This window comes from Candidatus Omnitrophota bacterium, assembly GCA_030688425.1.
Taxonomy (GTDB): Bacteria; Omnitrophota; Gorgyraeia; order Zapsychrales; family JANLHA01; genus JAUYIB01.
Genome location: JAUYIB010000010.1, coordinates 101,211 through 113,403 on the forward strand (window position 1 = coordinate 101,211; position 12,193 = coordinate 113,403).

The 12,193-nt window shown below is 60.6% G+C and carries 1 protein-coding gene (running past one end of the window); it reads right to left on the reverse strand.

The features are described 5' to 3' along the window. Positions 1–12,193, reverse strand: the 3' portion of a protein-coding gene (locus tag Q8Q08_00915; GenBank protein ID MDP2652572.1) for a pyridoxal-phosphate dependent enzyme. 102,797 nt of this gene lie beyond the right edge of the window; only the last 12,193 of its 114,990 coding nucleotides appear in the window; its start codon lies beyond the right edge, outside the window; its stop codon occupies positions 1–3.

Here is a 12,193-nt window from a genome sequence, read left to right on the forward strand (position 1 = left end):
TTAAATCAGAAACAGGCCGAGTATCAGCGTGAACAGCTGATGCGATGCCGGGACCCATTCACTTGTCCGCACGGGCGTCCCACGGTCATCGAGGTCAAGGAATCCTTCCTCGATAAACAATTCATGCGCTGCTGAACGCCCTCCCCCGGCAAGGCGCGCCGGCTCAACACGGCCCGGCATCGCCGGACGGACCATCCCCAGCCGGCAGAACACCCAATCCAGCAAAAAGACCTTTTGCCAATAGCCGCTCCAAAAGACCCCTTGTCTCTGCAGGCGTTCTTTTTCTAAAAAGTCCGCGCGCGATGACCGCGCCGCGTTTTCACGCATGCGTGACCGGACCTTCAATGTGACTTTGGCCCGGGGCCGCGGCGTCGGATATTCCTTCGGTTGAACGGTCACGTCCGGGTGCGCATGGACAAAGGACAGGGATTTGGCCGGCGGCAAAACCGGCAAGGGCAGAGGAGAAGGAATCGGCAGCAATATCAATTTGAGCGGGAAAGGAAGGAATTTCCCTGGTAATTCCCAGGGTATTCTCAAATACCAGATCACATAAGGATAAAGTTGCTCCCAAGCCGTGGCCGACGGCGGCGGGGCCATATAAATCGTCGGAGGAAGGCCCAACGGCTGCAGAGGAGTATATTTGAACTCGCACGGCAGGGCCGTCAAGCGGATTCGCCCTTGCCAGGGAGTGATCCTCATGGCCGGCAGGGAATAAATTCCTAAGGCCGGCCGTCCTGCTCCAAAGAGAAATGCTGCCTGGGCAAGCATCCATCCCATCACGCCCGTGAGAAAGAAAAGTTCCCGCCAGGGGCGGGGAAGATACCACAAGACGCCGGCCCGCGGCGGCGGTCCGAATCTTACGCGATCCAGATCAACGGAGGGCACCAGCGGGAAGCCCACCGGCTGCGGCGCCGGGGGATTCAGATCATTCTGCGTATTGAGACCGGCATACGTCAACAACGCGCGACCCAGCGCCTTCGACGTGCGGCCCAGCGTCAACGGCGCGCGTTTGTTGAAAACATTGTAAACCATGTGCGTCAGGGCGTTGCCCAGGGCCGCGGCCGCGAACGGCACGACGATTTTCAAAATCATCCCGACCGGGAAGAGAACGGCGACGAGGAACCCGGTTGCCAACCCCACGAACGTCATCCAGCGCATCCAGCGGATGCCAGCCTTGCGCCGCGCCTGCCGCCATATCCGGTTCGGATCGTACCCCTCGCTATCCTCGGCAAAGGTGTGGCGCTTGAGATAATTGCTCCGCAGTGAAGCCGGGATTTCCCAGAACGGCGCGAACCCGATCTGGATAAAGCGCCTCGATGGCCGCCACGCGCCGAACGTCAGGACACCGCCGATCCATCGCGCCGCCGCGTACGTTTCCGGAAGGGTCAGCTCATCCTCATCTTCGTCCGCTTCTTTCTCGCGCGGATGTTCCGCCTCCTCGCCCTCCTCATCATCCTGCTCATCCCGCGGTTTTTTCTCTGACCGTTTCATGGCCGCGCCCGCCTTCAGAAGATACCGCATGTCCTGGGGCAAATCGCCGCTTGGGATCTCGCCCCTGGATATCAATTCCGCGAGGGCCTTATCGATGGCCGCGGAAACGACTCCCAGGGCACGGAATAGCACCACGCGCGGAGCCTGGATCCCTTTCGTGCCGGCTAACCGGACCAGGTGGCGGCGGAGCAGCGGCATCAGATCGTCCTCGCCGGGATTGCTGTAATTCTCTTCCAGGAATTTATCCATGGCCGTGTCCCCCGCATAGATCAAAACGCCGCGCAGGTCCTCGGGACCGCGATGCCCGAGCAACTTCATCCGCCGGTTAACGGTGGTCTCCACCAAGTTCTCAATTCCGGAATAAACCTGTTCGACGACCGCCTGGCGCGGATCATCGGCAAACGCCGAAACCACCCCTTTCGTTTTGCGGGCGGGGGGATGGTCGTCAGCGGCAGGCGAAACTCCAGCCGACCGGCGACGGCGGGGATCCTGGCTGAACAACAGCTGATCGCTGGCGGATTTTGGGGCGACCGGCGAGGGCGAAGGCGACGAGTCATCTTCCTCATCAGCCGCAGGCGCGTTTTGCAACAGAGCTTCGATAAACCTCTGCTGAGCGGCTTCAACAGCGGATGTATCCGGCACGGGCGGAGCGGCGGACGCCGGAGTCGGGGCCGAGGGAGACGGTTTCTTCACGGGGACCGCCGGTTGGGCAGGCGCCGACGGCAGGATCGCCGGCCGCGCGGCAGGGACCAGCGCGGCAGCCGGACGCGCGACAGGTTTCTGGGCAGGGGGCGGCTGAACAGGGTTATCCAAGGCCGATTGCAGTTCTCCGGCCTGGGCCGCCAGTCCCTTGCGTTTGAAAAGGTCCCTCACCGCCGTCGCGCCGCCTTTGTCCTCACCGGCAAACTGGGCCAAATCCGTGGTCGCGTACTTATACAGCGCCCTGACCAAAACGCCCGTATCCATGGATACCTGCACGAGATCGCTTTGGCCGACCACGATTTTTGCCCTCAACCGTTGCTCTTCCTTCACATTCTGTTCAGCCTCATCGCTGGATTCGCCTTTCCGCCAGGCGGCGAGGATGGCATCCAGCCGTTTTTTCTGTTCGGCCACGGCTTGCGCCGGCGACGGCTCCAGCCTGGCAGGTTGCACCGCCGGAACCGGGCGGCTGGACGCAGCAGGAATAACCACAGGAACCGGCGGCGCGGCAGGGGCAGCCGGCGTCGGCTTGGGACGAGGAAGAGCCGGCGCGACGGCAGCTGTCCGAGCGGTCTTTTGCCGAGACGGGACGTAACCCTTCACATTCTTCAGAAACTCTTTGGCCGCATGCCGGACCAGCGCTTTGAAACGCCCGTCGAAATCGGCAAACGGCCTGACCTGATCCGCAAAACCGATTTTCTGATCCGGAGTCAGAACGGCGTTCAGCACCATGATCACAGCGGTATTGGTCAGGGCATAACTTGAAATTTTGATGTTGAGCGACAGGTGCAGGGCCAGTTCACGGCAATTGTCAACCGTCCGTTCGCCCTGCGCCTTGAGCTCCTGCGCCACCTGTCCCAACAGCAGATCCTGCGGTTTGTCAGCTCCCACCGCCTCCGCCAGCCAGATGATCTTCTGCCATAAATGATTTTCGACGAATTGATGAGGACCCGTTGGGGCTTGCGGCTCAATCGGAGCCGGCCCAACCGTGGCCAACGCCGCTGGTGTTGCGGGCACATTGTCGGCTGTCGGTTCCGGCCCGGCAGCTACACTTGCAATCTCCCTCGTTTCCGCTGCCGTTGCTTCAACAGGATGTCCCGGTAACTCTCTTCCCTCAATCACCGGCTGAGAATCAGCAGATCCAGGAACCGCCTCATCTCCCCCAATTTCCTGTTCCGAGAGAAGCTGGGCAATGATTTCCTGAGCGCCTGCGCCGGCCAACGGAGAATTACTTCTCAAATCACCGAGCCGGCGTTGCGCTTCCGGCCATTGCAGACGTCCCTGGACGATTTCGTGACGAACAACAATCAATTTATTGGTCGTGGTCCCTCCCTGGTTCCTGGCTTCCGATGAGATATCAATCAATCGCTGCCACAGGTCCAAATCCTGGGAATGCGGCAATGGCAAAACTTCCGCCGCCGCAACCGGAGCCGCCGGGGGAACCGTCCCTCCGGCCGCGGGAACCCCAACGGGAACGATGGCCGGCCCGGCCGAAGACGGTTGTTCCGTTTTCAATTCATCCTCGCTGATTTCATAGTCATGGATTCTGTCGTACAGGGCCTGGTAACTGATCCCCAGCCGTTCGGCGGCCAGGCGCTTTTCATGGACCTCCTGCAGCACCCGGACAACAGCCGCGCGCTCGATCTTGCGCCAACCGTCGGGGTCAGCCCGCATCTGATTGCGGATGACTGTCGTGCAATAAATCCACACTTCCCTCAATTGGGCCTTCAGCGTCCCGTCTTCGCATCCTTTCTTGAGCTGAGCCAATTCCGCCCGCAAAGACAACGCGGTTTCCATGGGGTTCGGCCGTCCGCCGATGCCCTGAAGATCCTGCATGGCCTTTTCAATCCTGGCTTCCACGCTGTTTTCGCCCCGCGGCGCAGGACCAGCCCCGCCGGCAGAAGGATCCACAGCTTCCGGCTGCGGGATATGCCTCAATACTTTGGCGATGATCTCCCGCTCGCGGTGCAGGGATTTTTTCCCGGATTCCCAGCCGCTGATCCTTTGCATGACGGCGCTGAGCGTCCTCTTGTTCGCGGCCGGGAGTCCGGCGTTGACCAGTTCCCTGGCAAAATCCTCCTGCCGCCATCCGCGCCGGAGCCGCAGGACCTTAACCGTCTGTCCGTAATTCAGGGGCTTTAAGGCCCCGGCCAGCGGTTTTCCCAAAAGGATCAGAATCGGATCGACATGCAAGGCTCTCGAAGCCTGTTGGACCAGGCGGGGCAGCGCGTTTTTCCGTCCGCATTTCTCATAGTTGTCCCGCCGGACCAGGTGCGAGAACGAGGTCGCCGGGATTTTTCCCGCGCGGCAAACGTCGGCGGCCTTCATCCCCCTCAACGACGCCAACCGCTGGACCCGTTCTCCCAGCGTGAGCGACGGCAGGGCCTCCAAAACATCCCGCTCCACCGGCCAGAGCTCAAACCCCAACTCTTCATCGAAATTTTTTTCATCCCCTTCGAAATCATTGACGGCTTCATACCGCGTCCCCGCCATCGGTCTCAGACGGAACGTTTTCAGGACTTCAAACCGGATCACTTCGCGCGGCTTCAGGGGATCATCGGAGGCGTAAAACCCCAGACGTATCTCAAGGGGGGCATACGTTTGCTGGGGGTTTTTGCCCTGCGGCCCATAAACGACCTCAGCTCTCAATGAGGGTTCCCCGGCAAGCGCGGATGATTTTTCGCCTTTTGCTTTCATGAAATCGCGCACCAGGGAATGAACGTATCGGCTCAACGCCAAGTGGAAGTAGATCTGCTGGCCGCCGAGCGAGAAGCACAGCGCCCCTCCCTCGTTATGGACATACGCGGGCTTCAGGCGCGTGATCACCAGATTTCCTTTTTTCTTCGCGGCCTGGGCCAGCGCAAATGCCAGCGCGTCGCTCCGGAAATCCACGTAATACGATCCCAGGACGCGGATCATCTCGCCGGAGGGAGAACGGATTTCCAGCCGTTTCAGGAAATACCGGAGATCCGGCAAGGCATCCGTCCCGTCCCCCTGGGCCGCCATAAACACGGGGATGCCGTCGTCGCCGATCAACAATTCCACCGGCCGCCCCGCGTAAGCCATCGGGATGTAAAATTGCTGACGCCGGAAATCATTCTCCTCGGGCGTTTCGCCTTCCCCCTGCCATTTGCCGATATGGACGGCCGCCGTTCGCGCGCCTTTCCCTTTGAGTTTGACGGCTTCAAATCCCGCCAGCCAAAAATACCCTTCCTCACGGAAAATCTCGCCCAAACTCTCGACCGGGAATACCAGGTGCGATTCGATCCATTTTTGGACAGCGCCGTCCCCGCCCTTCATGACCGCCATCTGCGTTTTCAAGGGCGCGGGGTCTCCCGCGAACATCAGTTCTGTCACAAGGCCCGCGGCGTTGACAGACGCCCAGCTCAAGGCCCCGCCCTTGCCCGGCAAAAAGAATTTCCCCAGCCGCCGCCCGCCCTCCGGCCGATACGACGCGACCACCAGATGCCCCGCCGCCGGCACCTTGGAACAGACCGCGACAGCGCCTTTCTCTTTGATCAATTCCAACAAGCGCTCTTGGGTCCTCGTGACATCAGCGTCGACCACCCGGCGCCCGGTGTCAAAGACAAGGCTGACCTTCTTCTCGACCCCGCGGCCGGAGATGTTCACGGTCACAGGGATCCAAAAATCAAACTCTGCAAAACGTTCCCAAACGATCCTGGCCGGATGATTTCCGCTGATTTTGCCGCAAAGGACCCTCCGGCCGATCAGGCCTTCGGGGATATTGCCGTCGATCACGGCCGGCAATCCCTCCGCGCTGAACTCCAGCCAGCCTTGATCAAGGGCCGCGGCTTGCTCGACAAATTTCGGCAGGGCGTCTCCGGCTTCTCCGCCGGAATCGGACGAGGAAGGATCTGAAGCATTGCGCTGCCCCGCGCCGGTTTCTCCACGGACCGTTTCGCCCTCATGACCAGCCACAGGAGGCTGCGGACCGGCCGCCGGGGAACCCGGAAGGGCCGGCGGGGCAGCATCCGGCAAGGCCGGGAGCTCGATGTCCTGCTCACCTTCGCGGACCAGCTGCGCCTCGACGTCTAACCCCAAGCTCAGGATGATATCCGCCAACAGGTTGCGGGCCTGTTCGCCGTAAGTCCGGCCGTAAAATGGATTCACATTGAGTTTTAACGGTTCACGCTCAGGGTCAGCAACCAGGATTTTGATGGCATCGACACGGTCTTCCCTCTTGCCTGATTTGGCCAGAATACCGGCCTCGAGAAGATATGCCGTGCGCTTATCGCCTTCGCGATTGGCCGGGAATGTCAGGCGATCTTCGTGATACTTGATCAATCGCAACGCCTCTTGAACATGCCGCCAACTGACGTCGAGGTCACGGACCCCCTTGATTGTCTGGTTCCTCTCAAGATAGATCCGGGCCAGATTCAGTAGATCAACCAGCCGGTTAATGTTCTGCCGGCCGCCCCTGCGCTCAATATCCGCCAGGTGATGCTCGTAGCGTTCTTGATGTTCCCGGAAAGGATCTTTTTGCCGGGCCATGGCGAAAACGCCTTTCTTTGCGCGATAAATTTTCCAGTTGTGCCGGATATGCGCTCCCACGGCGCCGAACAGCCAGAACTTCCGGTACGCGGCGTTGCGCCGGGCGCGGAAGGCAAAGAGCGCGATCCGGTCCTCCGGGGTCGCCAGCCGCCATTGTCCTTCCTTAATATCAAAGACCCATCCATGCCGCCACACAAACTCGTTATCTGTCCAGCCGGACAGCCATGATCCTATTTCCTCAAAAACCGGCGCTAAAATCAACGCCACCAGCCAGCCAAGATAAACTTTCGACAACGGCCCGTACAACCATGCCCAGAACGGGAGCATAGCAGGCGGAACCGACGCGTCGGACAAAACAACCGGTGACCGGCTGCCCCGCGTCTTTTCTGCAAGATCACGGATGATCTCGGCATTGAATCTGACGGCCAATCGCGGATCAATAAAGAGGTATATCCCCATCCCCCCGCCTTCCGCGACTTCGTGTTCCGAGCTGTTGAGCAGGAAACACACGTCGCTACGCTCGGCCACGGAAACAAGATGAGACTTCTCCCGCTCAAACGCCGCCAGGGACATCGGGAAGCCCTGGTCTCGATTTTCGTCCGTCACCAGATCGATATCCAGATCAAAAACCCCGCCCCGGATGTCCTGGCCGGCCAGCTCTTCCAGGCCGTACTCCTCGACGGACATGCCCAGGTCATGGATCGTCATGCCGGTTCTCTGCATGGCACGAATCCTCTGGAGCCGTTTGGCAATCATCGTATTGAGCGCCAGATGGCCCAGGTAATTCCCGCAGGCCAAACCGTTGACGCCGCGCTCGATCTCCCGGCGCCAGTCCAAAACCGGGAACGTTTGCGGCCGGGGCAGATACTCGTATTCCCCCAGGTCTTCATGGGCGTCCAGATGCCGCCAGACCACCCCGCCCCGCGCAATCATCTCGTTGACTTTGTCGCGATAATGCTCAAAGAAAAAGGCGTAAGAGAGGTTGTGCTCTCCGGCCCAGTAAATCTTTTTACCGTTGGCCAGCGTGATGACGAGATAATAGCCGTTACCAATCAAATATGCGTTGCCGTTGATCGCAACCTTGATCACGGGCTGGATCGTCGCCCGGACCGTTTTCATCTCATAATGCCTTTGTTCAATGACGACGCCCGGGATCGGAGGAAGTTCCGGCAGTTCAATCACATGCCTGGGATCAACGGCCGGTGACGGCTTCAGACGATCGGTGAGCGCCGGGGACATATTGCCTTCCGTGGCGAACAGGACCACGGCATCGGCATCACGCAACGCGGGAACACCCTGCCCAAATGACAACAGCGCCTCAGCCGTGATCGCGGTCGTGCCTCCGACTTTCACATCATCCCCGCTCTCCGCCAGATCTTGATACAGCATCTGCGCCGCGACATCATAGGCGTGACGCTCGCTCACGCTGACCGCGGCATCCACATACGCCCTGGCATAAGCAACCGCTTCTTCGCCCTCGGGGCCGTCGGTGGCAACGCCCGAGGTGAACTCCATCGGCACGGTTAAATCTTCGGCCGGGATCACGGCCAACCCGTCGCCGTTCTTACGCATGACCCCGTCGCGCAGGGTGCGGACAAAGGCGTTCCAGCGGTGCGGCTGGACCATGACGACCGTCACGTTCTTGCGGAACGCCTTGAGCGCCGCGCCGATGCCGATCGGTCCGCCGGCGCCCGCCGGAATCACCAGAACAACTTTCTTGCTTTCATCGATACCCGCGGCGGTTAACTGCTCGTTGATTTCAATCCCCGCGCTGCCGTGACCGGTCATGATGTCCACCCCGCCGTGCGTGATGTAGCGGGCTGTTTCCCCATGCTCCGCCATAAAGGCCTCCCGTGCTCGAATGGCGGCGTCGTAATCCGGGAAGGAGTTTACAATCATCCCTCGCGTTTCATCCCCCACGGTGTCCCGGTACTCCTGCAAGGCCGTCCGGATATCGCGCCACTTCACGTTGCAAACATCCTGAATGGCGAACAGCACCGGCTGGATCCTCCGGATACCCGCGACAAGCTCAGGGTCATCACGGTATTGTTCAGAAAGGACTTTGATCAAATGTGTCACCGCCCGGATCATGGCGATCCCGTGGTTACCCGTGGACTGGCTGACGATGGAGAGCCCCTGGTTCAGGATCCGGCGGCCGTTCACAGGGTCTTTGACCACGCTCATGATCGTCCGGTAGACGACCCAATACACGCCGCGCGCCTTGAACGATCCTCCGACCTGCCGGGAATCGTCTTTCAAGAACACCGTCTTGCCGGTCGTTTCGCTGAAACGGCTCAACCGCTGCAGCGGCGTCTTGCGGACATATTTACTGACAACCGCGTATGCCTCTTCAAATGATTGTTTCGGAATCGAAGCCGGAGACGCCGCGCACATCCCCAAAAGGCCGAACGCCAGGATCAACAGCGATCCCTGCCAAAGGTATTTCACTCCCGCGGCACCGAACAGCGCCGCACCCGGCACGTACAACTGGACCAGGCCCCAGAGCAGACCGAAATAAACGACCCCGGCGGCGAACACAATGGCAAGAAACGCCGGCTTATGCGCAAAGATCCAGTGCAGGGGCCGGTACCAACGGGACGGCAACAGCGGTTTGTGACGGTTCACGATATAGGCCGACAGCGGCGCGCTTTCGACGTCGCAGAGCTGTTCCGCCGGCACCCGGTAAATCGGGGCGACGGCCGCAAGGATGGCGGCGGCCTTCGAGCCCGCCCACATGACCTTGAACAACAGCAGGTCGAAGAACTTCTCCTTTTCCCTTTCCCATCGATAGCCGGGAGCTTTGGAAATTTTTCTGGCCGCGGTCATGACCACCCAGTTGACGGCCGTGATGACCGTGCCGGCGGCGATGATCACGTTGAACTTCAGGAAATATCTCAGCCAGCCGGGAAGCTGCGGGAACCAGGGAAATGCTTTCGGCAGCAATTCCAGCCCGTTGTAAAGCATGTGGGTCCCCATCTGGCCGAAGCCGCAGAATATGGCCACGATCCACAGCTGGCTCGCCCGGAACTTGTAACGCCCCTGGAACAGATACTGGACCAGCCCGTCGGCGATCAGCCAGGAAACCATGCCGGTCAACACGTCGAGGACGGCGGTTTTGGCATAAAACAACAGCCCCGACGCCAGCGCCGCTTTTTTCAGGGCGAAATAGGCGGCGAACCACCCGAGTTCAAACATCGCCACAAGGACAGCGGCCAGCAAGACCGTGACAACGACAACGCGCGCCAACCGCCTGAAAAATTCCCGGCGGTGGAGGTCCGGCGGGGCGTATTCCGCCTTCTTCAGGGTGATGTCGTGCCCGGTGGCCTTACGGAACAGCTCCTGCTGAAAAGCCAGCAGGCGGCCGGCTGTCCCCTCGTCCGGCGAATCCACGAAGAACCGGATCATGCCTTTTTCCGTCCCCGACAGAGCGAAGGCGATAAAATGGGAGCGGTTCTGCCGGTCCCGCAGGGTGATTTTAAAAACCCGGCTCCCGATCCAGTAGCTGTGCGACGGGAAGGCCTCGTCGGCATGGCCCCCGGCCAGTCTCAAGGCCTTCTGCGGGGCTTGCGCGTCTTCGGCCAATGAACTCTCGAAATCACGTTTCAGCAAGGCGGCCAGAGCCTGCTGGGACATTTCGCGGCCGTCCTGCAATTCAAAATTGTTCTGGTACGTCGTATTCTGCGGAAGCAGTTCCAGGATATCGGGCAGCGTCCGGGCTTTCCGCGCGGCCTTCTGGTCCGGGCAGGCGGCCCTTAACCTTGCCATGACTTCCGGGTGAGAAAGCAGCAGGCCGGATAGAAGCATGGTCATGACACCGTCACGGACCTCGCCGCCCTTCAGGACGGTCCCCGCGTTCGGCCCTTCCACGCCGACGGGAACGAAATATCTTTCCCCCTGTTCGTCGCCGGCCGTCTCAAGCTCGTGCATCCGGGTGACGACATTGATCTCCCCGATCTCGGCTTCGAACACCCGGACGCCCACGCCGCTGCCGTTGCGCTGGGTCAGGATATGGCAGAACTCGGCGATCTGGCCGCTGGTTTCGTCGTTGATCACGACGCCCCAGCGGGAATTTCCGGCCTCGGGGAAGCGACCGCGGTGCGACATCACCCAGGCGAGCATCCCGGCCACGTTGAGATACGCGACCTTCTGATGGCTGATATCCACGACTTCCGTCAGGCCGTTACGGTATTTCAGGACCATCCTGTCGGCGTCTCCGTCGAAGACGCCGCCCAGGTCGGCGCCGGCGCGGAGCATAAAGGCCGTGATGTCCTCAAGGGCCTCGTCCTTGGGCTCCACCCGGTGGGCCGCCGTCCCCCGCCGGGAATTGATCTCCCTGACGCGGAACCCAAAAAATCTCAAGACATCCGCCGCGCAGCCGCAGGCCGCTCCGCCGTTGGGATCGATGGCCATGAGGATCTTCTGATTTCTTTTGCGCAGGGCCGGGAGGTCCCTCTCCGTGATCCCGAAGGACGCCATGATGAACCGCAGGTAATCGTCGAGAACACGTTCATAAAGGTACCGGACCCGGGCAAAGGCGGTGCCGTCCAGCATCTTTTCAAAAACGGCCGGGTCCCCGTTTAACCGGGCGATGAGCCCCCGCAGGCGCGGCCCGTCGTTCAGGAGGATCTTCGCGTTCTCGATGACCCGGCCGGCTTTGGGCATGCTCAGCATACCGCCGTTGGCGTTCAGGACATCGCCGCCGGGCTCTCTTTTCCCCGTCATGAATTTCCAGCCGTTGTCCTCAAAAGGATTGTGCGACGCGGTCACCATGATCCCGCCGTCCGCCTCAAAGGTCCGGACCGCAGATTCCACCATCGGTGCCGTGGCCACGCCGATGTCCAGAAGCTCAATGCGGTCCAAGGCCATCCCCATATCCTGGGCCGCCATCAGCAGGCCGAGGACCTGGATCCGCTTGATCGCCTTGCCGGTGAAGCGCCCGTCACGGCCCAGGACGAACCGGAACAATTGTTTGTCCGTCCCCCAGCGGCGAAAGACGTTCCGGCCGAATTCATAGCCGTAAGCGAGGGCCACGGCCTTGGCTTCGTCGGGAACGGCGGGATTTTCCCCGCAGGTGAAGCGGATGCCCGAGACCGACTCCACCAATTGCGTCGTCTTGCTTAAGTTTTCATAAGAAATGACGCCCGGCAGATCGGGGAGGTCGATGGAAAGAAGGATTTTCCATGCGATGCGTTCCGCCGACCGGTGGGACTTGCCGGCGATGGCGGCGATCTCATGGATAACGGTGGCGGGGAGTTGTTCCTCAAAATCGGGATTAAGGACGACGAATCCGTTCCAGTTGAAACCGAACAGCTCGATGCCAAGCCAGTCAAAGACTCTGAACAACCAGGCCGGCCCCGCGCGGATCCGCCCCTGGCTCCTGACCACGTCCGCGTAAGGCCGCAGGGACGGATCAGACACCAGCCGTCTGAAAATCTCATCCGGAAGAATATCACTGATGCCGACGCGGCGGAAGCCAAGCCCGCGGAACCCG